Annotated in this window: 23 protein-coding genes; 14 read left to right on the top strand and 9 right to left on the bottom strand. The window is 62.8% G+C overall.

Going from position 1 to position 25655, the window contains the following annotated elements:
* The first annotated feature begins 99 nt into the window (after nt 1-99).
* The 10 genes from frr to lpxB all read left to right on the top strand — a co-directional run bounded on the left by frr (nt 100) and on the right by lpxB (nt 10564).
* The gene (gene frr, locus AC1RZR_RS23650) at nt 100-654 is read left to right on the top strand and encodes a ribosome recycling factor (RefSeq protein ID WP_015317784.1); all 555 of its coding nucleotides are present in this window, start codon (nt 100-102) and stop codon (nt 652-654) included.
* A gap of 34 nt (nt 655-688) precedes the next feature.
* Nucleotides 689-1423, top strand: a complete 735-nt coding sequence (locus tag AC1RZR_RS23645; RefSeq protein WP_379104426.1) for an isoprenyl transferase — start codon at nt 689-691, stop codon at nt 1421-1423.
* Nucleotides 1420-2235, top strand: a complete 816-nt coding sequence (locus AC1RZR_RS23640) for a phosphatidate cytidylyltransferase (RefSeq protein WP_481826144.1) — start codon at nt 1420-1422, stop codon at nt 2233-2235. Before AC1RZR_RS23645 ends, AC1RZR_RS23640 begins: the two co-directional genes overlap by 4 nt.
* Before the next feature lie 104 nt (nt 2236-2339).
* Nucleotides 2340-3482, top strand: coding sequence for an RIP metalloprotease RseP (rseP, locus tag AC1RZR_RS23635; protein WP_379104430.1), 1143 nt, complete (start codon nt 2340-2342; stop codon nt 3480-3482).
* A gap of 217 nt (nt 3483-3699) precedes the next feature.
* Entirely contained in the window at nt 3700-6069 is a 2370-nt protein-coding gene (gene bamA, locus AC1RZR_RS23630) for an outer membrane protein assembly factor BamA (RefSeq protein WP_481826143.1), read from the top strand.
* Nucleotides 6070-6144: 75 nt separating this feature from the next.
* Complete coding sequence (gene lpxD, locus AC1RZR_RS23625) at nt 6145-7203, top strand: UDP-3-O-(3-hydroxymyristoyl)glucosamine N-acyltransferase (protein WP_477277057.1); 1059 nt, start codon at nt 6145-6147, stop codon at nt 7201-7203.
* The gene (gene fabZ, locus AC1RZR_RS23620) at nt 7196-7663 is read left to right on the top strand and encodes a 3-hydroxyacyl-ACP dehydratase FabZ (protein WP_481826142.1); all 468 of its coding nucleotides are present in this window, start codon (nt 7196-7198) and stop codon (nt 7661-7663) included. Before lpxD ends, fabZ begins: the two co-directional genes overlap by 8 nt.
* A 13-nt stretch (nt 7664-7676) precedes the next feature.
* Nucleotides 7677-8510, top strand: a complete 834-nt coding sequence (gene lpxA, locus AC1RZR_RS23615) for an acyl-ACP--UDP-N-acetylglucosamine O-acyltransferase (RefSeq protein WP_481826141.1) — start codon at nt 7677-7679, stop codon at nt 8508-8510.
* A complete protein-coding gene (locus AC1RZR_RS23610; protein ID WP_477277052.1) occupies nt 8482-9399 on the top strand; it encodes an LpxI family protein in 918 nt (305 codons plus the stop codon). The genes lpxA and AC1RZR_RS23610 overlap by 29 nt, the downstream gene beginning before the upstream one ends.
* Nucleotides 9392-10564, top strand: a complete 1173-nt coding sequence (lpxB, locus tag AC1RZR_RS23605) for a lipid-A-disaccharide synthase (protein WP_481826140.1) — start codon at nt 9392-9394, stop codon at nt 10562-10564. Before AC1RZR_RS23610 ends, lpxB begins: the two co-directional genes overlap by 8 nt.
* A gap of 30 nt (nt 10565-10594) precedes the next feature.
* On the opposite strand, the gene gltA is transcribed toward lpxB, so the two are convergent.
* Nucleotides 10595-11923, bottom strand: coding sequence for a citrate synthase (gltA, locus tag AC1RZR_RS23600; protein ID WP_477277048.1), 1329 nt, complete (start codon nt 11921-11923; stop codon nt 10595-10597).
* Nucleotides 11924-12107: 184 nt separating this feature from the next.
* Nucleotides 12108-13532 carry a glutamate--tRNA ligase gene (gene gltX / locus AC1RZR_RS23595; protein WP_477277046.1) on the bottom strand — a complete coding sequence of 475 codons (1425 nt, stop codon included), beginning with the start codon at nt 13530-13532 and terminating at the stop codon, nt 12108-12110.
* 101 nt (nt 13533-13633) lie between these two features.
* On the opposite strand from gltX, the gene AC1RZR_RS23590 reads away from it, so the two are divergent.
* On the top strand, nt 13634-16087 hold the full coding sequence (locus AC1RZR_RS23590; protein ID WP_477277044.1) for a ComEC/Rec2 family competence protein: 2454 nt from the start codon (nt 13634-13636) through the stop codon (nt 16085-16087).
* Here AC1RZR_RS23590 and lexA read toward each other — a convergent pair.
* Nucleotides 16081-16818, bottom strand: coding sequence for a transcriptional repressor LexA (gene lexA / locus AC1RZR_RS23585; RefSeq protein WP_379104446.1), 738 nt, complete (start codon nt 16816-16818; stop codon nt 16081-16083). The two genes, AC1RZR_RS23590 and lexA, sit on opposite strands and share 7 nt — an antisense overlap.
* Between lexA and AC1RZR_RS23580 the strand changes: the two genes are divergently transcribed.
* Nucleotides 16781-17158 (top strand): hypothetical protein, encoded by a 378-nt coding sequence (locus AC1RZR_RS23580; protein WP_477277042.1) that lies wholly within the window; start codon nt 16781-16783, stop codon nt 17156-17158. The genes lexA and AC1RZR_RS23580 overlap by 38 nt on opposite strands.
* Nucleotides 17159-17188: 30 nt before the next feature.
* On the opposite strand, the gene AC1RZR_RS23575 is transcribed toward AC1RZR_RS23580, so the two are convergent.
* Nucleotides 17189-17926 (bottom strand): GntR family transcriptional regulator, encoded by a 738-nt coding sequence (locus tag AC1RZR_RS23575; RefSeq protein WP_477277040.1) that lies wholly within the window; start codon nt 17924-17926, stop codon nt 17189-17191.
* A gap of 160 nt (nt 17927-18086) precedes the next feature.
* On the opposite strand from AC1RZR_RS23575, the gene kynU reads away from it, so the two are divergent.
* The gene (gene kynU, locus AC1RZR_RS23570; RefSeq protein WP_477277038.1) at nt 18087-19334 is read left to right on the top strand and encodes a kynureninase; all 1248 of its coding nucleotides are present in this window, start codon (nt 18087-18089) and stop codon (nt 19332-19334) included.
* Nucleotides 19335-19501: 167 nt separating this feature from the next.
* On the opposite strand, the gene kynA is transcribed toward kynU, so the two are convergent.
* Both kynA and AC1RZR_RS23560 read right to left on the bottom strand, forming a co-directional pair.
* Complete coding sequence (gene kynA / locus AC1RZR_RS23565) at nt 19502-20338, bottom strand: tryptophan 2,3-dioxygenase (protein ID WP_477277036.1); 837 nt, start codon at nt 20336-20338, stop codon at nt 19502-19504.
* Entirely contained in the window at nt 20335-21960 is a 1626-nt protein-coding gene (locus tag AC1RZR_RS23560) for an AMP-binding protein (protein WP_477277034.1), read from the bottom strand. The genes kynA and AC1RZR_RS23560 overlap by 4 nt, the downstream gene beginning before the upstream one ends.
* A gap of 310 nt (nt 21961-22270) precedes the next feature.
* Here AC1RZR_RS23560 and AC1RZR_RS23555 point away from each other — a divergent pair, with 310 nt between their 5' ends.
* Nucleotides 22271-23101, top strand: coding sequence for a hormone-sensitive lipase (locus AC1RZR_RS23555; RefSeq protein WP_477277032.1), 831 nt, complete (start codon nt 22271-22273; stop codon nt 23099-23101).
* 48 nt (nt 23102-23149) lie between these two features.
* Here AC1RZR_RS23555 and AC1RZR_RS23550 read toward each other — a convergent pair whose 3' ends face one another.
* The 3 genes from AC1RZR_RS23550 to trpC are packed head-to-tail and all read right to left on the bottom strand — an operon-like array spanning nt 23150 to nt 25652.
* A complete protein-coding gene (locus AC1RZR_RS23550; protein WP_481826139.1) occupies nt 23150-24355 on the bottom strand; it encodes a molybdopterin molybdotransferase MoeA in 1206 nt (401 codons plus the stop codon).
* Entirely contained in the window at nt 24355-24837 is a 483-nt protein-coding gene (gene moaC / locus AC1RZR_RS23545; RefSeq protein ID WP_481826138.1) for a cyclic pyranopterin monophosphate synthase MoaC, read from the bottom strand. The genes AC1RZR_RS23550 and moaC overlap by 1 nt, the downstream gene beginning before the upstream one ends.
* A gap of 2 nt (nt 24838-24839) precedes the next feature.
* Complete coding sequence (gene trpC / locus AC1RZR_RS23540; RefSeq protein WP_481826137.1) at nt 24840-25652, bottom strand: indole-3-glycerol phosphate synthase TrpC; 813 nt, start codon at nt 25650-25652, stop codon at nt 24840-24842.
* Between the last annotated feature and the right edge of the window lie 3 nt (nt 25653-25655).

The raw sequence follows: 25655 nt of genomic DNA, 5'->3' as shown, positions 1-25655 counted from the left end.
ATCCCGAAGAAGGGGAAGCCGGTTTTCGAAAATCAGGCTCGAACACGGGGCCTTGCCCCGAAGCAGTGAACCCGCGTCAGACGGGTCGAGGAGACTAAGATGAGTGGTGAGTACGACGATCTCAAGCGGCGCATGGACGGGGCAATCGCCGCGTTCAAACATGATCTGGCTTCGCTGCGGACCGGTCGCGCCTCCAGCAATCTGCTCGACGCGATCCAGGTGCAGGCCTACGGCACCACCATGCCGATCAACCAGGTCGCCAACGTTTCGGTGCCGGAGCCGCGCATGATTTCGGTGTCGGTCTGGGACAAATCGATGGTCGGCGCGGTCGACCGCGCCATCCGCGAATCCAATCTGGGTTTCAATCCGATCGTCGACGGCACCAATCTCCGCATTCCACTGCCCGAACTCAACGAGCAGCGCCGCAAGGAGCTGGTCAAGATCTCGCACGGCTACGCCGAGAACGCCCGTGTCGCCGCGCGCCATGTGCGCCGCGACGGCATGGACTTCCTGAAGAAGGCGGAGAAGGACGGCGACATCAGCGAGGACGATCAGCGCAAGCGCTCCGACCAGGTCCAGAAACTGACAGACGAAACGATCAGCACCATCGACCACCTGCTTTCCGATAAGGAAGCTGAAATCATGCAGGTTTAGGGTCTTGGCCATCGGCTGACCCGAAAGCGAGAACATGGCAACGCCCGCGCATGTCGCGATCATCATGGACGGAAACGGACGCTGGGCCAAGGCGCGCGGCATGCCTCGCCTTGCTGGTCATCGTGCCGGCGTCGAGGCGTTGCGCAAGACGGTGCGCGCTGCACCCGGGCTCGGCATCTCCTTCCTGACCGTCTATGCCTTCTCGTCGGAGAACTGGTCGCGGCCGAAGTCCGAGGTCAGCGACCTGATGGGCCTGCTGAAACTGTTCATCCGCCGTGATCTGGCCGAATTGCACCAAAGTGGCGTGCGGGTCCGAATCATCGGCGACAGGGCTGGGCTGCAGCCCGACATCAGGGGGCTGCTCGACGAGGCCGAATCGCTGACTGCCGCAAATGAAGCGCTGACGCTGGTGATCGCCTTCAACTATGGCGGACGCGACGAGGTCGTGCGCGCGGCGCGCAAGCTTGCCGCGGCCGTGGCGCGTGGCGAACTCGACAGCGAGGCGATCACCGCCGAAAGTTTCGCCGGCGCTCTGGACACCCAAGGCATTCCCGACCCGGAACTGGTCATCCGCACCAGCGGCGAGCTGCGGCTGTCGAACTTCCTTCTGTGGCAGGCTGCCTATAGCGAGCTCGTCTTCCTGCCTTGCTACTGGCCCGACTTCAGCCGCGAGCACTTGGCCGAGGCCTTGCGCGAATTTGCCGGCCGCGAACGTCGTTTCGGCGGACTTGGCCCGCAGGACGTTGCCTCGCGACCGGCCGCAGGATGAGCAATCTCCAGCTTCGCGTCATTTCGGCAGTTGTGCTTGCCATCATCACCCTCGGCTTGACCTGGCTCGGTGGCCTGCCGTTCCGGTTGCTGTGCGCCGTGATGGCGGCGGTGATCTTCCATGAATGGACACGTATGTCGCGCCCTGCCGTGGCCACGGGTCTGGGTTTCCTGCCGGAAGCGCTGCTGGTTGTTTTCATTGGCGCCTTGATCGCTGGCTTTGCCGCGTGGTGGTTGCTGCCACTTGTCGTGGTCATGGTTGGCGCAACGGCGATTGCTGCCTCGGTTCGCAAGATCGGGCAATGGGACGCGGCTGGCCTTGCCTATGCCGGCGCTTCCGGCCTGTCGCTCGCCCTGCTGCGCGATGGCGACCAGTCAGGCCTTGTCGCCATCCTGTTCCTGTTCGCGGTCGTCTGGGCCACCGATATCTTTGCCTATTTCGTCGGCCGTACCGTAGGCGGCCCGAAACTGGCGCCGTCGATCTCTCCCGGCAAGACGCGCAGCGGCGCGCTCGGCGGCGCTGCCGGCGGCGTTGTGGCCGGGCTCATCCTGGCCGCGGTTGCCGGCGTCGGCAATCTGGCATTGCTCGGCCTGGTGGCGCTGGTGCTGTCGATTGTCGCCCAGGCCGGCGACCTGTTTGAATCGTGGGTCAAACGCCGCCACGGCCGCAAGGATTCGGGTGCGCTCATCCCGGGCCATGGCGGCGTCATGGATCGTGTCGACGGGCTTGTCGCGGCAGCTTTCGCCCTGTACGTCATCGGTTGGATTTCGGCGACCGCCGATCATCCGGCGCAGGGGCTGTTTCCGGTTTGAGTGGTGTCATCTCAGGGGCCGTTGCGCGCCGCGCCTTGGATTCGCCTGGATTGATGCCACAGTCACGGCGCTATCCGCGCCGCGGAAGAATTTGAGGGTTTATCTTGAACGATATTCTTCACGCGCTTTTCAGCACCCAAGGCTTCGTCCTCGGCACGCTCTTGCCGTTCCTCTTTGTGCTGACCGTGGTCGTGTTCGTCCATGAAATGGGCCATTATCTTGTCGGGCGCTGGTGCGGCATCGGGGTGAAGGCCTTCTCGATCGGCTTCGGCCCGGAGCTTTTCGGCTTCAGCGATAGCCACGGCACGCGCTGGAAACTGTGCGCGATACCGCTTGGCGGCTATGTCAAATTTGTCGGCGACATGAATGCCACCTCGAGCCAGCCCACTTCGGAAGAGATGGACACGCTGACCGAGGAGGAGCGCAAGGTCGCCTTTCACACGCAGCCGATCTGGAAGCGCGCGGCGACGGTGGTCGCCGGGCCGCTGTTCAACTTCCTGCTGACGATCATCGTCTTTACCGTATTGTTTTCCGCCTATGGCCGCTATGTCGCCGAGCCGATGGTCGCAGAGGTGACCGCTGACAGCCCGGCGGCGAAAGCCGGCATCCTGCCCGGCGACCGATTCGTCAGCGTCGACGGCAGCAAGGTCGAAACCTTTGGCGACGTCCAGCGCCTGGTTTCGGGACGCGCCGGCGACACCATCACTTTCGTCATGCTGCGTGACGGCAAGGAGGTCACGGTGACTGCGGCGCCGCGGCTGATGGACCAGGAAGACGCGCTCGGCAACAAGGTCAAGGTCGCCGTGATCGGCGTCGTCAACAACAAGGAACTCGGCCAGCCGAGGTTCATCACCTACACGCCCGTCGGTGCGGTTGCAGCGGCAGTCGAGGAGACCGGGCATGTCATCCAGCGCACCGGTCAGTTCCTGCAGCGTTTCGTTGTCGGGCGTGAGGATAAATGTCAGCTGGGCGGCCCGGTGAAGATCGCCGACATGGCCGGCAAGGCCGCGAAACTGGGGTTCGAATGGCTCGTGCAACTGATTGCACTGCTGTCTGTCGGCATAGGGTTTCTGAACCTTTTGCCGATTCCCCCCCTCGACGGCGGCCATCTCTTGTTCTACGGGGTGGAGGCCGTCATTCGCCGTCCGGTGTCGGATCGGATGATGGAAATGGCCTATCGGGTCGGGTTGCTTCTGGTGCTGGGCTTCATGGGTTTCGTTTTCTGGAACGATCTGTTTGGCTGCTGAAATCATGAAGAAATTTGGCTTTGGCATGGTCGATGTTGAGACGCCGTTTACCATGCACGGGGATATGAGTGACGCGAAAGCCACGCCGCAGGGTTAAGTAAATACAAATTAACCAGAAGCCTTGCGTGTAGGGAAAATCCGGTTAATACGGTACGAGAAATTACCGCACGTCCGGTTTTCTCGCCGTGGGGACTACGAGAAAAGGTTATTAAGCCCGATGAAGGCAGCATCCAAGTTTCTGAGCGCCGCTTCCGCGGTGACCCTGTCCGCGGCTCTTGTCGTGCCAGGCGCGCTCGCAGTGCAGTTCGTTGCCACATCGGCGGCCGAAGCCGCTGTCGTCAGCAGAGTCGAAGTGAGCGGCAACCAGCGTATCGACGCTGATACCGTCCGCAATTACATCACCATCAAGCCGGGCAAGGCGTTCTCCAGTTCCGATATCGACAGTGCGGTCAAGGCGCTGTTCGGCACGGGCCTGTTCTCGGATGTGCAGATCAACCAGGTCGGCTCGACGCTGGTGGTCAAGGTTTCCGAATACCAGGTCGTCAACCAGGTGCTGTTCCAGAACAACAAGAAGCTCAAGGACAATGCGCTGGCGATGGCGGTGCAGCTGAAGCCGCGCGGAACGTTTTCGCAGGCGACGCTCGATTCCGACGTGGAGGCGGTCAAGGCTGCCTACAGGCGTATCGGTCGCGATGATGTGACTGTGACCACGCAGGTCATGCAGCTTGGCGACAACCGTGTGAACGTGGTCTTCAACATTACTGAAGGCGACCGCACGCAGATCGCGGCGATCAATTTCGTCGGCAACAGCGCCTACTCCAGCCGCCGCCTGTCGGATGTGATCAATACCAAGCGTTCGTCATGGGTTTCCTTCATCCTGCGCGACGACGTCTATGACGACGACAAGCTGCGCGCCGACCAGGAGTTGCTGCGCCGCTTCTATTACAATCACGGCTATGCCGATTTCCAGGTCGTGTCCGCTGTCGGCGAACTCGACAACGCGACGAACAAGTACACGGTGACCATCACCGTCCAGGAAGGCGACCGCTACACGTTCGGCGATGTCAGTGTCGAAAGCACGATCCCGGAAGTCGACAGCAAGTCGCTGGAATCGGTGGTCGAAACCCGCAAGGGCGACGTCTACAACGCCAAGGACGTCGAGGACACCATCATAGCGCTGACCGAGAAGGTGGCCGGTTCCGGCTATGCCTTCGCGCAGGTGACACCGCGCGGCGACCGCAATTTCGAGAACCACACCATTTCGGTTGTCTACACGATCGACCAGGGCACCAAGGCCTATATCGAGCGCATCGAGATCCGCGGCAACGACCGCACGCGTGACTATGTCATTCGCCGCGAGTTCGACGTCAGCGAAGGCGATGCGTTCAATCAGGTGCTCATCCAGCGCGCGAAGAAGCGCCTGGAAGCCCTAAATTACTTTGACAAAGTCGATATCTCGACCGTGCCGGGCTCGCAGCCCGACCAGGTCGTGCTGGTTGTTGACGTGGTCGAAAAGTCCACCGGCGAGTTCTCTGTCGGCGCCGGCTATTCGACCGGTGGTGATACGTCCGGTCCGTCCGTCGAAGGATCGATCACCGAGCGCAACTTCCTCGGTCGTGGCCAGTTCATCAAGGTGTCGGCTGGTGGCGGCAAGAATTCGCGCGACTACAGCCTGTCTTTCACCGAGCCCTATTTCCTCGGACGGCGCATTGCCGCAGGCTTCGACATCTTCAAGCAGACGCGGGAGTACGACAAATACGATAGCGATACCACGGGCGCTACGGTGCGCTTCGGCCTGCCAATCACCAACAGCATCACGACGCAGCTCGCGTATAACATCTCGCGGGAAAAATATGAGTACGACGACAACTGCGATGACAATGCAGACGGCGTGCTGGGTGACTGCGACATCTCGAAGGCGATCGTTCAGGGTATCGACGAAAGCCCCTGGATCAAATCGTCGGTCAGCCTTGGTCTGGTCTACAACACCATCGACGATATGAAGAACCCGCACGAAGGCATTTACGCCAACACGACGGCCGAATTTGCCGGCTTGGGCGGCGATGCCAAGTATGTGAAGCTTACCGGGCGCGGTAGCGTCTATCAGACGCTCTCGGAGCAGTTCGATCTGGTTGGCCTCGTGTCGGCTGGTGCAGGTCATGTCCAGTCTTACGGCGGCGATGGCAGTTTGCGCATCTTTGACCAATTCCAGAGTACCGACCGCATGATCCGCGGTTTCGAATATGGTGGCATTGGCCCGGCGGACAGTCTTACGGGTGACCACCTCGGTGGCACGACGTATTTCAACGCCTCGGCCGAAGCCCAGTTCCCGCTGCCGGTCATTCCGGAAAGCTTTGGCTTGCGCGGCGCCGTGTTCGCGGACGCAGCAACGCTCTATGGCACCAAGATCAGCGACACCGTCGCCGCTCAGACATCGACTGACATGAAGCTGCGCGCCTCGGTCGGTGTCGGTCTGATGTGGGCGTCGCCGTTCGGTCCGATCCGTATCGACTATGCGATCCCGGTCAAGAAGGAAGCAACCGACGACGTGCAGGAATTCAACTTCGGCATATCGACCCGCTTCTGATCGGCGGCCAACGATGCTCCCGGATTTTTAAGGTCCGGGAGAAATGTTCCGACCTAGCTGGATATAGCTTCTGGAATGACCGATCCGGTGTTCTTCGCGCCATCACGCCGGTACACGGCGGGCGAAGTCGCGAATCTGACCGGCTCGGTGCTTGTCGATTCCGGCCAATCCGATATTTCGATCGAGGCACTCGCGCCGGCCAACGAAGGCGGCGAGAATGCGCTCGTTTTCGTCGATGGCAAACGCAATTCGGCGCTGATGCCGTCACTGCGGGCGGCCGCGGTCCTATGTCCGGCGGAATTTGCCAGCAAGGCGCCGGCTGGCATCGCCGTTCTGGTCCATCCACGTCCGCAACAGGCCTTCGCGCTGGTCGGGCGTCTGCTCTTTCCGACAGCCGCGACACCAGGGCCAATGACCAGTGAAACCGGTGTCTCGCCGCATGCTCATGTCGATCCGACCGCGCATGTCGAAGCCGGCGCGGTTATCGAGGCCGGTGCTGTTATCGGTCCGAGTGCTTCGATCGGTGCCGGCACCGTCATCGCGCCCAATGCGGTCATCGGACAATCCTGTCAAATTGGTCGCGACGGGTATGTTGGCCCGGGCGCCAGCATCCAGTATGCCTTGATCGGCAACCGCGTCATCATCCATGGCGGCGCCAGGATCGGCCAGGATGGGTTTGGCTTCGTCGGCGGCGCCAAGGGCCCCGAACGTGTGCCCCAGGTCGGCCGTGTCGTCATCCAGGACGACGTCGAGATCGGCTCGAACACCACCGTCGATCGCGGCGCCATGTCCGATACGATCATCGGCCAGGGCACCAAGATCGACAATCTCGTGCAGATCGCCCATAACGTTCGCATCGGCCGCAATTGCATAATAGCCGGGCTTTCGGGTATTTCGGGTTCAGTGGTCGTGGGTGACAACGTCACCATGGGAGGCGGCGTCGGGCTTGCGGATCACCTGACCATCGGGTCTGGGGCCAAGCTTGCCGCCAGAAGTGGATTTATGAGCAATGTCCCTGCAGGCGAGATCTGGGGCGGTTATCCGGCACAGCCGATGGCGGAAGCCATGCGGGAGATAGCCATGCTGCGCAAACTCGCCAGGACCCGCAAACAGGGCGAGGGAGGCAATGGCTGACATGATCGCGTCGACGACGCTGGAAGCGGTCGACATCATGGGGCTGATGAAGCTCCTGCCGCACCGCTATCCGTTCCTGATGATCGATCGCATCGTCGACATCGACGGCGACGAGTTTGCTGTCGGCATCAAGAACGTGACCATAAACGAGCCGCATTTTCAGGGCCATTTCCCCGAGCAGCCGGTCATGCCGGGTGTGCTCATCGTCGAGGCGATGGCGCAGACGGCCGGCGCCATCTGCATCCGCAGCTTGGGCACTGAAAAGCCGTCATTGGTCTATTTCCTGACCATCGACAACGCCAAATTCCGCAAACCGGTCGTCCCCGGCGACCAGTTGAAGATTTATGTCAAGAAAATCAAGAAACGCGGCAACCTGCTCAAATTCGCTTGTGAAGCCATGGTCGACGGCGCCAAGGCGGCCGAGGCCGAGATTTCAGCCATGATGGTCACCAGCGACTGACGATCGAATGCTTATGAAAATCAAGACATCTATCCATGCTTCCTCTGTCGTGGAGGAAGGCGCCCAAATCGGCCAAGGCGTGCGCATTGGCCCGTTTTGTCATGTCGGCGCCGATGCGGTGATCGGCGACGGCGTCGAACTGGTCAGCCATGTCTCGGTGATGGGCGCGACCACCATCGGTGCGTCGACCAAGGTCTACCCGATGGCGATACTGGGCGGACCGCCGCAGAACACCAAGCACAAGGGCGGCCGCACCACCCTGGTCATCGGCAAGAACTGCACGATCCGCGAAGGCGTGACCATGCATCTCGGCACCGATTCCAGCCGCGGCGAGACGACGGTCGGCGACAACGGCAATTTCCTTGCCTATGCCCACATCGCCCATGATTGCGTCGTCGGTAACAATGCGACATTCGCCAATGGGGCGACGCTGGGCGGCCACTGCGAAGTCGGCAACAATGTCTACATCGGCGGCCTGACGGCGGTTCATCAGTTTGTCCGCGTCGGTGACAATGCGTTTCTGGGTGGCTGCTCTGCGATCGTGGGCGACGTCATCCCCTATGCCATCGCGGTCGGCAACCGCGCCAGCTTGCGAGGCCTCAACATCATTGGCCTGAAGCGTTCCGGCCTGCCAAGGTCCGAAATCCATCTGCTGCGCAAGGCCTACAGGGTGATCTTCGATCGTTCCCGAACCGTTGGCGAGAACATCGAATTCGCCAAGGCGGAGTTCGCGTCGTCACCGACCGCCATGAAGATCATCGATTTCATCACCAGTCGCGGCAAGCGGCATTATGCGGTGCCGTCGCTCAAGGGCGGCGATGGCGACGATGTCGATGACGAAGACTGAGACCGCATCAGCGGGTCTTGATCTTCCGCCGGGTTCCAGGGTCGGCATCATCGCCGGTGGTGGCAGTCTGCCGGTCGAAGTCGCGGCCGGCTCGGCGGAACGAGGTTACCCTCCCTTTGTCATCCTGATGGAAGGTGAGGTGAACCGCATGGCCGACCTTTCCCGGTATGAGCATGAAAGCCTCGCTCTCGAATCTATCGGCTCGCTGATACCATTGCTGAGGCGGCACCGGATTACCCATCTCGTGCTTGCCGGCGAGATCAAGCGCAGGCCACGATTGCTTGCGTTGCGTCCCAGTCTCAGCCTGCTCGCGGTGATCCCCCTGGTGGTCATGGCGCTGGCGCGTGGTGACGATGGCCTGCTGAAGGTCGTGGCTCGCGGCCTCGAAGCGCGTGGAATAAAGGTCGTCGGCGCCCACGAAATCGTGCCGAACCTTGTCGCCGCCAAAGGCGTCCTGACCAAAGCCGCGCCACGAAAATCGGACTGGCCCGACATCGAGGCTGGCCTTGCGGCGGCAAAGGCCATAGGGGCGCTGGATATTGGCCAGGCGGCGATCGCGGTCGGCGGCCGGACCATCGCGCTCGAGGGCATCGAGGGGACAGCCGGACTGCTCGATCGTGCGAAGCTGCTGCGCGGCCACGGCCGTATAGCGGGCAAGACCCGCGGCGTCCTCGTCAAATGCGCCAAGCCTGGTCAGGAACTGCGCGCGGATCTTCCTTCCATCGGTCCGCAGACGATCGAGGCGGTGCATGCGGCCGGGCTTGCCGGCATTGCCGTCGAGGCAGGACGGTCGCTGGTTCTCGAAGGCTCTGAAACCATAGCGCGCGCCAACGCCCTCGGTCTGTTCGTCATTGGTTTGCCTGCTGCTGCGGAGCCGCACCATGGCTGACAGGGCATTGAAGATCGCAATCGTTGCCGGTGAGGAGTCCGGCGACTTGCTTGGCGCCGACATCGTGCGTTCGCTCAAGCAGGCTACCGGGCGTGAGGTGCAACTCGTCGGACTCGGCGGCCGCCATTTGCAGGCACTGGGATTGGTGTCGCCATTCGATGCCGGCGAGATCGCACTCATGGGTTTCAGCGCTATCCTGCGCGACCTGCCGCGCCTGATGCGGCGGATCAACCAGCTGGCCAAAATCGTTGCGGATGAGAAGCCTGACTGCCTCATTACCATCGACAGCCCCGACTTTTCGTTGCGCGTCGCCAGGAAGGTGCGTGCGGCCAATCCGTCGATCCCGATCATCCACTATGTCTGCCCGAGCGTCTGGGCGTGGCGGCCGGGCAGGGCGGTGGCGATGAAGCCCTATGTCGACCATATCCTCTGCATCCTGCCGTTCGAGGTGAAGGAGCTCGAGCGGCTCGGCGGCCCGCCCGGAACCTATGTCGGGCATCGCCTCACCCATGATCCGGGCGTCCTCGCCGCGGCCAAGGCGCAGGACCTGTCACGCGACCTCGCTCCGGACCACGTCAAGACATTGCTCGTCCTGCCCGGTTCGCGGCGCGGCGAGGTGCGGCGGCTGCTCGACCCGTTCGGCGAGACAGTATCGATGCTGCGCGCGCGCGGACATCGTCTGCGGCTGCTGCTGCCGACAGTGCCGCATGTCGCCGACCTCGTCAGATCCTCGGTCACCAGGTGGGATGAGAAGCCCGAGATCATCCTTGATCCCCAGCGCAAATGGCAGGCATTCGGCAAGGCCGACGCCGCGCTGATCGCGTCCGGGACGGTATCGCTGGAGCTGGCGCTGGCGGGTGTGCCGATGGTCTCCTGCTACAGGCTCGATCCGGTCGCCCGTGTCGTCGCGCCTTACCTGCTGTCCATCTGGTCGGCGCTGCTGCCCAACCTGATTGCGGATCGCGCGCTGGTCCCGGAATTCTACAACGAGTACGTCAAGCCGAACAATCTGGCCCGGCAACTGGAAGCGCTGTTCGCCGATAGCGGGATGCGCGCCTGGCAAAAGCAAGGCTTTGCCGAGATCACGCGGCGTATGGCGACCAGCAAGCCGTCCGGTGAGATCGCAGCGGGTGTCGTGCTTCATCACATGAAAAAAGCGCCCTGACGGGCGCCTTTCTTAGTCTGGAAGCTTCGATCAGCGCTTGGCGATCGGCACGTAGTCGCGCTCTGGCGCGCCGGTATAGAGCTGGCGCGGGCGGCCGATCTTCTGGCGAGGGTCCTCGATCATCTCCTTCCACTGCGCGATCCAGCCGACGGTGCGGGCGACCGCGAACAGTACGGTGAACATGGTGGTGGGGAAGCCCAGCGCCTTCAGCGTGATGCCGGAATAGAAGTCGACATTGGGGTAGAGCTTCTTCTCGATGAAATAGGGATCGGTCAGCGCGATCTTTTCCAGTTCCATGGCGATGTCGAGCAGCGGATCGTCCTTGATGCCAAGCTCGCCCAGAACCTCGTGCGCCGTCTTCTGCATGATCTTGGCGCGCGGATCGTAGTTCTTGTACACGCGGTGGCCAAAGCCCATCAGCCGGAACGGGTCGTTCTTGTCCTTGGCGCGGGCAATGAACTCCGGGATGTGATCGACATGGCCGATCTCGCCCAGCATGTTCAGCGCCGCTTCATTGGCGCCGCCATGGGCCGGGCCCCACAGGCAGGCAATGCCGGCAGCGATACAGGCGAACGGGTTGGCGCCCGAAGACCCGGCGAGACGCACGGTCGATGTCGAGGCGTTCTGCTCATGGTCGGCGTGCAGGATGAAAATACGCTCCATGGCGCGCGCCAGAACGGGATTGATCTTGTATTCCTCGCACGGCACCGCAAAGCACATATGCAGGAAGTTGGCGGCGAAGTTCAGCTCGTTCTTCGGGTAAATGAAGGGTTGGCCGATGTGGTATTTGTAGGCCATCGCCGCGATCGTCGGCATCTTGGCGATCAGCCGCATGGAGGCAACCATGCGCTGGTACGGGTCCGAGATGTCGGTGGAGTCGTGATAGAAAGCCGACAGCGCGCCGACCACGCCGCACATCACCGCCATCGGATGCGCGTCACGGCGGAAGCCGGTGAAGAAGCGCGACATCTGCTCGTGCACCATGGTGTGGCGCGTCACGCGGTAATCGAAATCGTCCTTCTGCGCCTTGGTCGGCAATTCGCCGTAGAGCAGGAGATAGCAGACCTCGAGGAAATCGCCATGTTCGGCCAGCTGGTCGATCGGATAGCCGCGGTGCAAGAGGATGCCGGCGTCGCCGTCGATGAAGGTGATCTCGGACTCGCAGCTTGCGGTCGAGGTGAAGCCGGGATCGTATGTGAAGGCGCCGGTGGTGCTGTAGAGCGAGGCGATGTCGATGACATCGGGCCCGACCGAGCCGCTTCGCACCTTGAATTCGTGAGTCTTGCCGGCGAATTCAAGCGTTGCCGTGGCCTCTTGGGTCGTGCCGCCCAAATCCAGTTTTTTCGCAGCTTCGGTCATTGCAAACTCCTTATTGTTTCCTCATGCCGGCAAAGGCAAAATTCTGCAGAGCGACACGTCGAAATCACCGCAATGCGCGTATTCGCCACCGCATTTTAGGAGGTGCGTGCCAGATTGGGCCAAGGCCTAATGTTGCACTGCGAAACGCGCCTTTCAATGCCAATCTTCTTGGGCCAGATTGCTCCTAATCGATTTGATCCGCTATGCGAGCCAGGCTCTCGTTGCGCCCGAGCACGGCAAGCACGTCGAACACGCCCGGCGAGGTGCTCTTGCCGGTCAATGCAGCGCGCAAAGGCTGGGCCACGGCGCCAAGCTTGTGGCCGCCAGCCTGCGCATAATCGCGGACCGCGGCCTCAGCCGCAGTGGCCGTCCAGTCGCCCGAAAGCGCGTTCAAAGCTTCGTGAGCGCCGCGCAAGACCTTGCGTGTGTCGTCATTGAGCAGAAGTGCCGCCTTGTCGTCGATTGGTAGCGGCCGGGTGGCAAACAGGAAAGCGGCGCCATCGACAAGCTCGACCAGCGTCTTGGCGCGCTCCTTCAGGCCCGGCAGCGCGGCGAGCAGCTGCGCCTTGTTGTTGTCGTCGAGGCGTGCGGCCATCGCTGGACCACCCTCGAGATAGGGCAAGGTGGCGATGAAGATATCGAACAGCTCGGCATCGCTCATGCGGCGCATATGGACGCCGTTCAGCGCCTCGAGCTTGGCGAAGTCGAAGCGGGCCGCGCCCTTGTTGACATCGCCGATGTCGAACCAGGAGATCATGTCCTTGATCGACATGATCTCGTCGTCGCCATGGCTCCAGCCGAGCCGCGCCAGGTAGTTCAGCAGCGCTTCCGGCAGGTAGCCCATGGCGCGATAAGCCTCGACCCCAAGGGCACCGTGCCGCTTCGACAGCTTGGCGCCATCGGCGCCGTGGATCAGCGGGATATGCGACATCGACGGCACGCCCCAGTCCATGGCGTTGTAGATCACCGTCTGGCGGGCGGCGTTGGTCAGGTGGTCGTCACCACGGATGATATGGGTGACGCCCATGTCGTGGTCGTCGACGACCACGGCATGCATGTAGGTCGGGTTGCCATCCGAACGCAGGATGATGAAGTCGTCGAGATCCTTGTTGGGAAATCGCACCTCGCCCTGGACACGGTCGTGCACCACCGTCTCGCCCTCGGTCGGCGCCTTGATGCGGATTGCGCCCTTGATGCCTGCAGGCGCCTCGGACGGGTCGCGGTCACGCCACCGGCCGTCATAGCGGGGCGGCAGCCCCTTGGCCCGTGCTGCCTCACGCATCGCCTCCAACTCGGCCGGCGTCGCGTAGCAGTAGTAGGCCTTGCCCATGCGCACGAGCTCCTCCGCCACCTCACGGTGGCGCGGCGCACGCTCGAACTGTGACACCGGCTCGCCGTCCCAGGTCAACCCGAGCCAGGAAAGCCCGTCGAGAATGGCCGCGGTGGCAGCATCGGTCGAACGCTCACGATCGGTGTCCTCGATGCGCAGCAGCATCGTGCCATCGGTGTGCTTTGCATACAGCCAGTTGAACAGCGCCGTGCGTGCCCCGCCGATGTGCAGGTAGCCGGTGGGCGAGGGGGCAAAACGGGTGACGACCTTGTCGGACATGGAACTCTCGGAAACCATCTTAAGCGGGTGCGGTTGCGCGGACTTTCGCGCGGTCGGCGTTCATGTAGCATAGGGTGTCGAGGGCGCAAGGGGCAGACCCGATGGCTGGACCAGGCCGGGGCTCGAATCAGGGCGAGGACGCTGCTATCGGCGTCAGCGAACGGTCGCTGTTTGCGCCGCCGCAGCCGGCTTCGTTGCCGCCGCCATCACCTCTCGTGCCGGGCACCGGCAACCTGCCATTGCAAGCCGATATCCCGGTCGTTGCCGAAGTCGGCAGGATCGTGCGCGTGCGCCGGCAAATCGGTCCGATATCACTGCCTCGCCTGCGACACAGCCTGGCCACGGCAGCGGGCCTGGAGCTCGACCGAGGCGTGGCCTTTCTGCTGGTGCCGGTCTGCCTGGCAATCGGCGCGATCGGCTATTTTTCGCTGGCGGCGGAGCCTGACTTTCCAAAGCCTGTCGCGGTCGTTGCACTGACGGCGTTCTGTGCGCTTGTCTCGCGTTCCTGGCCGAAAACCCATCTGTGCCTCATGGCAGCATTGTTGTGTGCGCTGGGCTTGCTCGCCGCAAAGGTCGAGACATGGCGGGCGGGAACGCAGATTCTGGGTTCGGAAATCTCGACTCAACTGACGGGGCGGGTGGTCTCGCTCGACCGGATGGAGAGCGGCCGCATTCGGCTCACCATCGATGTGACATCGACCGCCCGGCCGAAGTTGCGCTATGCGCCGGAGCGGGTTCGGCTTTCGGCGCGAAAGATCCCGGCAGAGATGACCGCCGGCTCCCTCATCGCCGGCTACGCCAAGCTGTTGCCGCCGACAGGCCCGGTACGGCCGGGCAGCTACGATTTCTCCTTCGACAGCTACTTCGCCGGCATCGGCGGCAGCGGGTTCTTTCTCGGCAATCCAAAGATGGCCGCCACCGATGGCAACGAGATGCCGCTGTCGGCCCGCCTTTCCTCGGGGATAGAAAATGCCCGCGAAGCCATCGCCGACCATATCAGGGGCAGTGTCGGTGGCGCCGAGGGCGAGATTGCCGCGGCGCTGATCGTCGGCGTGCGCGCCGGCATTCCCGATGACATCAACGAAGCGATGCGGAGGACCGGCATTTACCACATCATCTCCATTTCCGGACTGCACATGGCGCTGGTCGCCGGCACAATCATGGGCTTGCTGCGTGGCGCCTTCGCCCTGTTTCCGGACTTTTCCGCGCGTCGACCGGTGAAGAAATACGCGGCCGCCGCGGCACTTTTCTCGATCGCCGCCTACCTGATCATCTCTGGCGTCGTCGTTGCCGCCGAGCGCAGCTTCATCATGCTGGCCGTGATGCTGATTGCCGTGCTGTTCGATCGGGCGGCGCTGACCATGCGCAATCTGGCGATCTCGGCGATCGCCGTCATTGTGGTGTCGCCGCACGAAGTGGCCGGCCCGAGCTTCCAGATGTCGTTCGCGGCGACGGCTGCGCTTGTCGGCGCCTATGCCGGGTGGTCGGATCATCGAGCGGGAAAGACGAGACCTCCGCCGCCACGGCGATCGCTGCCTGGGTTTCTCACGCAAAAATTCCTGCTGGCGGCTGGCGGCCTTGCGATGACCTCCATCATCGCCGGCGGCGCGACTGCACTGTTTGCCATCTGGCATTTTCAGCGGGTGTCGCCGCTCAGCCTGTTCGCCAATCTGGCCATCATGCCGATCGTGTCACTTGTAGTCATGCCCTTCGCCGTCCTCAGTGCTCTGGCGATGCCATTCGGTGCCGACGGCCCCTTTCTTTATGTGATGGGCAAGGGCCTGACGGCGATGATCGCCATGTCCGGATGGATTTCCGAGCGCTCGCCGGTCGACGCCGTCGGGTTGATTTCGCAGCAGTCTGTCCTGCTGGTGGCGATTGCCTTGGTCATTGCGACGATGGCGACGACATGGCTGCGGCTCGCAGCCCTTCCCTTTGCGCTTGCCGGCCTGTTGACCGTCTCGAATACGCGCCCACCGGACGTGCTGATCTCGGAGGACGCCAGGCTGGTTGCGTTGCCGATCGGGGGCGGCGAGCTGGCCGTCAGCCGCGCCCGTCCGAACGAATTCACGGTCGACAACTGGAAACGCGCGCTGACATCGGAAACCATCATCGTGCCGGAGGTGTTCAGCAAAGGAGAGGGGCAGTTCGACATAGCGGATGCCGCTGAACTGCCGCCGGGCGCGCCTTTCTACTGCACGTCAGGCGTTTGTCTCGCCAAGCATCCGTCCGGTGTGATCATCGCGCATGTCGAAGACGGGAAGGACGCCTGGAAGGCCTGCGGCTTCGCAGACCTGATCGTCATCAATGACGCCACGGCCTATGACCCCTGTCACAATCCGCTGGTGCTTGTCATCACCAAGCGACAACTGGCTCGCAAAGGCAGCGCCGCCGTCTTCTTCGATCGGGAGTCTGCGACGACGCCGGCAACGGTCAGCTTCGCGGTGGACAGGCCATACCGGCCCTGGCACACGCAACGCAAATTCTCGCGCGAGGCGAGGGGCCTTCCACCCTATCGCAAACCCGAAAAGCCGGCTGCAAGCCCTGCTCAGTAGCGCCTGATCAGGCCGACGAGCTTGCCTTGCACCTTGACCCTGTCCGGTCCGAAAATGCGGGTTTCATAGGCCGGGTTGGCGGCTTCGAGGGCTATCGAGGCGCCCTTGCGGCGGAACCGCTTCAGCGTCGCTTCCTCTTCATCCACCAGCGCCACGATGATCTCGCCCGGGCTGGCTGTATCGGCGTTACGGATGATGACCGTGTCGCCGTCGAAGATGCCGGCCTCGATCATCGAATCGCCCTTGACCTCCAAGGCGTAGTGCTCGCCGCCCATGATCATGTCCGGCGGCACCGAGATCGAATGCGTCTGGTGCTGGATGGCGTCGATCGGCACGCCGGCGGCGATGCGGCCCATCACCGGGATCGACACGGCGGAGACGACGTCGTCGTCATTGCCGGCAGAAGGCATCCGCGAAGGCGACGGTTTGATTTGCCGGCCAAGGCCGCCTTGACCGAGGCTGCCCTGGATGACGCTTGGTGAGAACTTTTTTGCCGCGTTGAGGCCAGGCGCGATCGAGTCCGGCAGCCGCAGCACTTCCAGAGCGCGCGCCCGGTTGGGCAGCCGGCGAATGAAGCCGCGCTCCTCCAGCGCCGTGATCAGCCGGTGGATGCCGGATTTGGAGGCGAGGTCGAGCGCTTCCTTCATCTCGTCGAAGGATGGCGGAATGCCGCTTTCCTTGAGGCGTTCATGGATGAACATCAGCAGTTCATGTTGTTTGCGCGTCAGCATGGCAGCCCCCAGGTTACCTGAAATCGGAATCGGAAAAACAAACCCAGAACAAACACTATCTGTTCCAGTTGTGTTCCGCAACCGTTTAAAGTTTAATGAATTTGTTAAGACGGCTGAAATCATTTGCCGCGCGGTAGCGTGCGGCGTTCCACGCTTGCCTGCAACCGCCACAGCCTTGGTTCGATTGAAAATGTTATGGTTAATGGCTTTGGCCCACCCTGTGTCGGGCTTGGCATCCGTTACAGATGAAGCTCAACGAGAGGGCTTTGGTCACGTCACCGATGGTTGGCCTGCCGTGAACGAAACGAAGCCAAAATGCCAACTTCGCCGGAGAAATTGACCAAGTCGGCTTTAGCCTGTTCCTGTTGCATTACCGCTTGTTCGTGCTGCCGTCGCCAGCATGGACATAGACATGCAACGTGTAGCCGATGTGGGCGATCATCAGGGTTTTCGCGCGCTCGATGTTGCGATCCAACGCCGCTTCCATGAGCGCGGTGTGATGTTCGATCGCGACAGCCTGGCGCAACGCCGCCACGGCCTCCTCATAACCATGCTGCAGGCCAGCGACCGCTCGCAGGGTTGGTGCAAGGCCTAGAAACCGGTGATGGCGACGCAGTTGATCCGCGATCGTGGAATGGAAGGTCAGCAGCCATGGGGATGCTGCCGCGCCGAGCAGTGCCGCGTGGAAAGCCTCGTGCTTTTCGTCCCATTCGTCCACCACGCCGTCGGACGGGTCGTCGACCGCTGTCTTGCAGCGCGACAGCCGGTAATGGGCCGCGACAACGGCATCCTCCCATTCACGGCCGCCTTTCTCGATCGATTCCTGGAGCAGCGGCAGTTCGACCACGAGCCTCGCGCGTGACAGATCTTCCAGCTCGACGCGCGAGACTGGTGCGACGGCAAAGCCACGATTGCTGATGGCGGTCACCAGGCGCTCGGCCTCCAACCGCGACAGCGCCTCGCGCAACGGGGTCCAGCCAATGCCGTAGCTGCTCCGCAACGCGCTGAGCTTGAGCGGCGCGCCGGGCTTCAGGCGGGTCGTGAGGATATCGCGACGCAGCAGCCTGTAAGCTGCTTCCGTTTTCGAGAAGTGCTCGTCATCCAGCATCGCCGTCCATCCGTACTGCCTGGGCGACGATTATATATGAAAACCTCTCGTTCCGTAAATTATATATAACGTTTGACAGCGCCTAGGAGACTGCCCATGATCGGCTAACGGTTTCACCTGATGCTCATCCGAGTACGCTCATGCGCGGGGATAGTCGATCATGAATGCCACTCTCGATCTCGCTGCAATCGAGGCGATGGATGCCGCGGATCCGCTGCGTGCCATGCGCGATCGTTTCGTCTTGCCGGAAGGGGTCATCTACCTCGACGGCAATTCGCTTGGCGCGGCTTCACCCGCCGTCTTCGAAGAGATCCAGAAGGCCGCGACGCAGGAATGGGCGCAGGATCTCATCCGTGCCTGGAACACCGCCGGCTGGTTCGACATGCCGGTCGAGCTCGGCGACCAGCTCGGACGCCTGATCGGTGCCGCGGCCGGCCAGACGGTGGTCTGCGACACGACCTCGATCAACATCTACAAGGTGCTGCATGCGGCACTTGCAATGCGGCCTGACCGGTCGGTCATCGTCGCCGAGGGCGACAGTTTTCCAACCGACCTCTATATGGCCGAAGGCGTTGCCTCGACGCGGCCAGGTACCGTGTTGCGGCTTGAGGGCGTCGACGCGCCTGCTATCGAGGAGCTCATCGATGAACGCGTCGCCGTTATCCTGGTCAACCACGTCAACTACAAGTCCGGTCAGTTGCGCGACATGGCAGCCTTGACGCGCAGGGCTCATCAGGCCGGTGCGCTGATTGTCTGGGACCTCTGCCACACCGCCGGTGCGCTGCCGGTCGAGCTTGACGGGGCTAATGCCGATTTCGCCATTGGCTGCACCTACAAGTACCTCAATGGCGGCCCGGGCTCACCGGCCTTCATCTATGCCGCAAGGCGCCACCACGGAGATGTCTATCAGCCGCTCAGCGGCTGGTGGGGGCATGCGCGGCCGTTCGCCTTCGAACAGGCCTATGCGGCCGGCACCGGCATCCGCCGCTTCCTGTGCGGCACGCAGCCGGTGTTATCGATGCGGGTGCTCAAGGGCGCGCTCGACCTCTGGAACGATGTCGACATGGCGGCGGTACGCAAGAAAAGCATCGCACTGACCGACCTGTTCATCCAACTCGTCGAAGCGAAATGCGGCGCCTATCGCCTCGAACTCGAAAGCCCGCGCAACGGAGAAGAGCGCGGCAGCCAGGTTTCGTTCATCCACCCGCATGGCTACCAGGTGATGCGGGCCTTGATCGAGCGCGGCGTGATCGGCGATTTCCGCGCGCCGTCGACGATCCGCTTCGGCTTCACGCCGCTCTATGTCGGCTACAGGGATGTCTGGCAGGCGGTCGAGGTGCTGGAGGACATCCTGCGCACCGGCGCCTGGCGGGACGCGCGGTTCGCGGTCAAGACTGCAGTCACTTGAGGTGTGTTGATATTCAGGTGATACCGGCCTGCATACGACGGCTTTCCGCGCTTCCGGTGCTCATGGACCCGAATGTCCGTTCCGCTCCGGTTCTCGAAAGCCACCGTTTTCGGCTCGGCCTGACCTGACTCTCATTACTGCTTGATGCATAAAAGTGCGCACGATGGTCAGAGTCGGGTGCGGACCGTCCAGAGCTCCGGAAACAGGACGACCTCGAGCATCTTCTTCAAGTAGGAAGCACCCGACGTGCCTCCGGTACCGCGCTTCAGGCCGATGATGCGCTCGACCGTGGTGACGTGGTTGAAGCGCCAGCGGCGGAAGTAATCCTCGAAGTCGACCAGCTTCTCGGCCAGTTCATAGAACATCCAGTAGCGCTGCGGGTCGCGGTAGACTGTCTGCCAGGCGACCAGGACCTCTTCATTCTCGGTTCGCGTCTCACGCCAGTCGGTGCGCCTGGCGTCGGCGCCGATGTCGAATCCGTTGCGCGCCAGCAGCAGAAGCGCTTCGTCGTAGAGCGACGGCTCGGCCAGAATAGCCTCAAGCTTCCCGCTGAGATCCGGCCGGTGCTTGTGCGGGCCGAGCATGGCGAGGTTGCGGTTGCCGGCCATGAACTCGATGGCGCGATACTGCCAGGACTGGAAACCCGAGGATTGGCCGAGCGCGTCGCGGAACTCGGTGTATTCGCTGGGCGTCATCGTCCGCAGCACGTCCCAGGCGTTGTTCAACTGCTCGAAAATGCGGGCGACGCGCGACAGCATCTTGAAGCTCGGTTCGAGGCGGTCGCCGCGGATGGAGCGGATCGCAGCACCGATCTCGTGCAGCGCGAGCTTCATCCAGAGCTCGGAGGTCTGGTGCTGGATGATGAACAGCATCTCATCATGCGCCGACGACAGCGGCGTCTGTGCCTCCAGCACTTTCTCCAGGTGCAGATAGTCGCTGTAGGACATGCGCTCCTTGAACGACATCTGTGCGCCTTCGGAAGCCGGATCGTATGGTTCGCTCAATTGATTTTCTCCGTGCGCAGCCGGAAGCGCTGGATCTTGCCGGTCTGCGTCTTGGGCAACGCAGCGATGAACTTCACCGATCGCGGGTATTTGTAGGGCGCGATCGTCGCCTTGACGTGGTCCTGCAGGCGCTTGGTGGTCAACGCGTCAGGTGCCACGCCTTGCACCAGCACGACATGCGCCTCGACGATCTGGCCGCGTTCGGCGTCTTGGGCGCCGATCACAGCGCATTCGGCGACATCCGGATGCGCCAGCAGCGCCGCCTCGACCTCTGGGCCAGCAATGTTGTAGCCGGCGCTGACGATCATGTCGTCGGAGCGGGCAGCAAAATGGAAGAAGCCGTCCTCGTCCTGCGTGAAGGTGTCGCCGGTAAGGTTCCATCCGTCGCGGACATATTCTTTCTGCCTGTAATCGGCCATGTAGCGGCAGCCGGTCGGGCCGCGCACCGCCAGCCTGCCAGTCGCGCCGCGCGGCACCTCGCGCATCTCGTCGTCGACGATGCGCGCTTCGTAGCCGCCCACTGGCTTGCCGGTCGATGCCGGCTTCATGTCGTCGAAGCGGTTGGAGATGAAGATGTGCAGCATCTCGGTGGCGCCGATGCCGTCGAGGATCGGTTTGCCGGTCTTTTGCGTCCACTCCTCGAAGACCGGAGCCGGCAAGGTCTCGCCGGCCGAAACGGCGACGCGTAGCGATGACAGGTCGGCACCCTCATCCATGGCCTTCAGCATGGCGCGATAGGCGGTCGGCGCGGTGAAGGAGATGGTCGCTTTGTAGGTCTCGATGATGTGGATCATGTTGGGTGGCGTTGCCTGTTCCAGCAATGTCGCCGCCGCACCGAAGCGCAGCGGGAAGATGGCGAGACCGCCAAGGCCGAAGGTGAAGGCCAGCGGCGGCGAGCCGACAAAGATGTCGTCCGGCGTCACCTGGAGGATTTCGCGGGCATAGGCGTCGGCGATGATCAAGAGGTCGCGGTGGAAATGCATCGTCGCCTTCGGCACGCCTGTCGTTCCCGAGGTGAAGCCGAGCAGCGCGACGTCGTCGCGGCCGGTGTTGACGGCGCTGAAAACAACCGACTTGTCGAGAGCCGCGCGATCGAGTTCGGCATCATGGTTGGCGGTGCCGTCGAAGCCGATAACCTGCTTGAGGAACGCGCTGTCCTTGGCGCAAGCGGTCATCTCGTCCATCAGCCTGGTGTCGCAGAGCGCGATTGTGATTTCCGCCTTGTCGACGATCTTGGCAAGCTCGCCGGCGCGCAGCATCGGCATGGTGTTGACGACCACGGCGCCGACCTTGGTGGCAGCCAGCCAGCAAGCGACCATGGCGGGGTTGTTGGCCGAGCGGATCAGCACCCGGTTGCCGGGCTTCACGCCATAGTTCTCGACCAGCGCATGGGCCAGCCTGTTCGTCCAGTCGGACAGTTCCTTGTAGGTGCGGCGGCGGCCATTGCCGATCAGCGCGGTATGGTCACCCAGGCCCTTCTCGACCAGCCTGTCGGTCAGTTCGACGCCGGCATTGAGACGTTCGGGATAGTCGAAACCGTCGAGCAGGAAGTCCGGCCATTGCTCCGGCGGCGGCAGGTGATCGCGCGTGAACGTGTCGATATGCGCTGAAGGCCCAAGCATGTCGCCGCTATCCTGTCTGCTGCCTGGCCAGTGCACGAGGCTCTGGCTGGTGTGGTGGATTTGGAATTCCTGCTTTTAGAGGAGGCTTCGTGCCGCCAGTCGCTACCTTGCTCAACATCGGCCGAAAGGGCGGACATCTGCAGGTTTTGGGCAGCACAGCAGACCTCCCATTGTCGGCTGTTCATCAGGGCAGGATCGCACCAGTCGAAATTTGTTTCAAGCCTAAAATGTTTTGTCCTGGAGCATTGACGCATGACGCGGCGGTGGCCATTGCTAGCGGAGAAACGATGCCGTTTGGGGAGGGGTGCGGATGTTCGAGCGTCACATTGCCGATTGGGACAGCGCCTACGCCAACGGCGCGAACATCGCCGGCAGCGACCGCTGGCCGGCCGCTTGGGTCGAACCGGCGCAAGCGTTTCGTGGCGCGCTTTCGGCAGAGGGCCGGGCAAGGCTCGACATCGCCTATGGCGGGGGACGGCGCAATCGGCTCGATCTCTTCCTTCCAAGCGCCACGCCCAAGGGGCTCGTGGTGTTCATCCATGGCGGTTACTGGATGGCATTCGACAAGAGTTTCTGGTCACATCTCGCCAACGGCGCGGTCAGCAGTGGCTTTGCCGTGGCGATGCCGTCCTACACGCTGTGCCCTGAAATACGCATCGCCGGCATCGTCCAGGAGATCGGCGCGGCGATCGGCAAGGCGGCCGAAATGGTCGACGGGCCGTTGATGTTGACCGGGCATTCGGCCGGCGGCCATCTCGCCAGCCGGATGGTGACGACAACCACGCCTTTGGCGGCAGACGTGGCGCGGCGCATACGCCACGTCGTTTCGATTTCGGGTGTCCATGACCTGCGTCCGATCATGCAGACCGAGATGAACGCGACCCTGGCAATCGACGAGCCCGAGGCGCTGGCCGAAAGCCCGGCGCTGTTGCGCCCGATGGACGGTGCCCGCATCACCTGCTGGGCCGGTGGTGGTGAACGCGCCGAGTTCCTGCGCCAGAACGCGTTGCTTGCCAACATCTGGACCGGCCTTAGCGCGACGACCAGCGCCGTGGTCGAGCCAGACCAGCATCATTACAACATCATCGATGGCCTTGCCGACCCAGCGCATCCGCTGACCCGGACCTTGATCTCGGAATAGCGCAGAGATCATTTTCGTTTTTTTATGAACGGCTTGTCTGGTGGCGCTTCAGCGCAGCATCAGCACACTGCATGCTTCGCCCACAGCCGCTGCAGGGGCGAACGGCGCCCGCACCACCAGCCCGTTGGCGTCGGCCAGCATTCGCAGCATCGAGGAATCCTGGATACCGAACGGCGTCGCCACGAGCGCGCCGTCATCTTCCCTGACCACCGCCCGCACATAGTCCTGGCGCAGGTCGTTGGCCGACATTGCAGCTCCCAATCGCGCCCGGCGTATGTCCTGGCGATGATTGCGGCCGCCGAGCCGTGCCAGCAGCGGCTTCAGGAACAGATGCGAGCAGACCAGGCTTGCCACTGGATTGCCGGGCAGGCCGATGCACCTGATGTCGCCGAGGCGGCCGAACATCAGCGGCTTGCCGGGGCGCATGGCGATCTTCCAGAAGCCGAGCGTCATGCCTTCGCCGGTCAGCACGTCGTGGATCAGGTCGTGATCGCCCACCGAGGCACCACCAAGCGTGACGATGACATCCGCGCCGGCCATGACAGCTTTCTGCACCAGCGCAGCGATGGCCTCCTTGCGGTCGGCAGCAATACCGAGATCGAGTGCGCGAGCGCCGACCGACTGTGCCGTCGCGGCGACGCCATAGGCATTGGACGAGATGATCTGGTCCGGACCGAGTTCGCTGCCCGGCGGCAACAATTCGTCGCCGGTGGCGATGATGGCGACCAGAGGCCGTTTCACCACGTTGACCCGGGGATGGTTGGCCGATGCCGCCAGCGACAATGCCGCAGGGTCGAGCACGCGGCCTTTTTCCAGCAGGACGTCGCCTTTCGAAAAGTCGAGGCCGATGCTGCGGATGTTGCGCCACTTCGTCGTCGGTTCGATCACTTCGATGTCGCCGCCGCCGAGGTCGCGGACATTCTCCTGGATGACGATGGTGTCGGCTCCGTCAGGCAGCGGCGCACCGGTGAAGATGCGCACGGCCTGTGCCTTGCCGACCGTGCCGTCAAAGCCGCGCCCAGCCGGCGCCATGCCGATCACCGAAAGTCTCGATGGCGCCGACGCCACATCCGTGGCGTGGGCCGCGTAGCCATCCATGGCCGAGGCGTTGAAGGGCGGCTGAGTACGCAGGGCGACGACCGGCTCGGCCAGCACCCGGTCCACCGCCTCGAGGAGCGGAACGCTTTCACCGGCCAGCGGCGCAGCGCCTTCCAGCAGGCGTTCGAGCGCCTCCGCGACGGGAACCAACGCCATCAGGCGCGCGCCTTGTAGTCACCCGACTTGCCGCCGGTCTTTTCGACCAGCCGGATGCCGGAGATGACCATGGCTCGGTCCACCGCCTTGGCCATGTCGTAGATGGTCAGGCAGGCCACGGAAGCAGCGGTCAGTGCTTCCATCTCGACGCCTGTCTTGCCGGTGACACGTGCCAGCGCGGTGACTTTCAGGCCCGGCAAAGCGTGGTCCGGTTCGATGTCGACGGAAACCTTGGTCAGAAGCAGCGGATGGCAGAGCGGGATCAATTCATGCGTCTTTTTCGCCGCCATGATGCCGGCAATGCGCGCGGTGCCGAGCACATCGCCCTTCTTGGCATTGCCGGCGAGGATCATGGTCAGCGTTTCGGCCTGCATCGCGACAAAACCCTCGGCGATTGCCGTGCGCGTTGTCTCGGCCTTGTCGCCGACATCGACCATGTTGGCCTCGCCCTGCGCGCCGAGATGGGTGAGGGCGGACGTCATCGTCAGATCGCCTCGGCCGGTGCCTTGCCCGTCAGAAGCAGGCGCGTCGCCGTGGTGACGTCCTGTTGCCGCATCAAGCTCTCGCCGACAAGGAAGGTGCCGATGTCGCTCTTCTGCAGTCTGAGGCAATCGTCATGCGTGAAGATCCCGCTCTCGCTGACCAGCAGGCGGTCGGCCGGCACCATCGACGCCAGCCGCCCGGAGGTTTCGAGGCTGGTCTCGAATGTTCTGAGATTGCGGTTGTTGATGCCGATCAGCCGCGAAGACAGCTTTAGCGCGCGCTGCGTCTCGGCCTCGTCATGCACTTCGACCAGCGCATCCATGCCAAGTTCGAACGCCGTCGATTCGAGGTCGCTGGCCAGGGCGTCGTCGACGCTCGCCATGATGATCAGGATGGCGTCCGCACCCCAGGCGCGGGCTTCGTAGACCTGGTACGGGTCGAACAGAAAATCCTTGCGCAAAGCCGGCAGGGCAACAGCGGCTCGCGCACTGGTAAGAAATTCGGGCGCGCCCTGGAAAGACGGTGCATCGGTCAGCACCGAAAGACAGGCGGCGCCGCCTTCCGCATAGGCCTGCGCCAATGCCGGCGGGTCGAAATCGGCACGGATCAGGCCTTTGGACGGGCTTGCCTTCTTGATCTCGGCGATCAGCGCGAAGGCGCCGGATTTGCGCTTCGCCTCGAGCGCGGCAAGAAATCCGCGTGGTGCGTCGGCATCCTTGGCCCGCGCCTTGATCTCAGCCAGCGGCACACGCCCCTTTGCCGCCGCGATCTCCTCGCGCTTGTAGGCCTCGATCTTGCGAAGAATGTCAGACACGCT

This window comes from Mesorhizobium bavaricum (assembly GCF_056781655.1).
Note: the sequence above shows the minus strand (reverse complement) of the source record. Positions and strands in the feature narration are given on the sequence as shown.

Bases quoted from the DNA above. Each gene is read 5' to 3' on its own strand.
- lpxA (WP_481826141.1), top strand. From the start codon at position 7,677: ATGAAAATCAAGACATCTATCCATGCTTCCTCTGTCGTGGAGGAAGGC.
- gltX (WP_477277046.1), bottom strand. From the start codon at position 13,532: ATGTCCGACAAGGTCGTCACCCGTTTTGCCCCCTCGCCCACCGGCTAC.
- gltA (WP_477277048.1), bottom strand. From the start codon at position 11,923: ATGACCGAAGCTGCGAAAAAACTGGATTTGGGCGGCACGACCCAAGAG.
- AC1RZR_RS23560 (WP_477277034.1), bottom strand. From the start codon at position 21,960: ATGCTTGGGCCTTCAGCGCATATCGACACGTTCACGCGCGATCACCTG.
- AC1RZR_RS23590 (WP_477277044.1), top strand. From the start codon at position 13,634: ATGGCTGGACCAGGCCGGGGCTCGAATCAGGGCGAGGACGCTGCTATC.
- frr (WP_015317784.1), top strand. From the start codon at position 100: ATGAGTGGTGAGTACGACGATCTCAAGCGGCGCATGGACGGGGCAATC.
- AC1RZR_RS23580 (WP_477277042.1), top strand. From the start codon at position 16,781: ATGAACATCAGCAGTTCATGTTGTTTGCGCGTCAGCATGGCAGCCCCC.
- AC1RZR_RS23640 (WP_481826144.1), top strand. From the start codon at position 1,420: ATGAGCAATCTCCAGCTTCGCGTCATTTCGGCAGTTGTGCTTGCCATC.
- AC1RZR_RS23575 (WP_477277040.1), bottom strand. From the start codon at position 17,926: ATGCTGGATGACGAGCACTTCTCGAAAACGGAAGCAGCTTACAGGCTG.
- lexA (WP_379104446.1), bottom strand. From the start codon at position 16,818: ATGCTGACGCGCAAACAACATGAACTGCTGATGTTCATCCATGAACGC.
- lpxB (WP_481826140.1), top strand. From the start codon at position 9,392: ATGGCTGACAGGGCATTGAAGATCGCAATCGTTGCCGGTGAGGAGTCC.
- AC1RZR_RS23555 (WP_477277032.1), top strand. From the start codon at position 22,271: ATGTTCGAGCGTCACATTGCCGATTGGGACAGCGCCTACGCCAACGGC.
- AC1RZR_RS23550 (WP_481826139.1), bottom strand. From the start codon at position 24,355: ATGGCGTTGGTTCCCGTCGCGGAGGCGCTCGAACGCCTGCTGGAAGGC.
- kynU (WP_477277038.1), top strand. From the start codon at position 18,087: ATGAATGCCACTCTCGATCTCGCTGCAATCGAGGCGATGGATGCCGCG.
- AC1RZR_RS23645 (WP_379104426.1), top strand. From the start codon at position 689: ATGGCAACGCCCGCGCATGTCGCGATCATCATGGACGGAAACGGACGC.
- fabZ (WP_481826142.1), top strand. From the start codon at position 7,196: ATGGCTGACATGATCGCGTCGACGACGCTGGAAGCGGTCGACATCATG.
- moaC (WP_481826138.1), bottom strand. From the start codon at position 24,837: ATGACGTCCGCCCTCACCCATCTCGGCGCGCAGGGCGAGGCCAACATG.
- AC1RZR_RS23610 (WP_477277052.1), top strand. From the start codon at position 8,482: ATGGCGACGATGTCGATGACGAAGACTGAGACCGCATCAGCGGGTCTT.
- bamA (WP_481826143.1), top strand. From the start codon at position 3,700: ATGAAGGCAGCATCCAAGTTTCTGAGCGCCGCTTCCGCGGTGACCCTG.
- lpxD (WP_477277057.1), top strand. From the start codon at position 6,145: ATGACCGATCCGGTGTTCTTCGCGCCATCACGCCGGTACACGGCGGGC.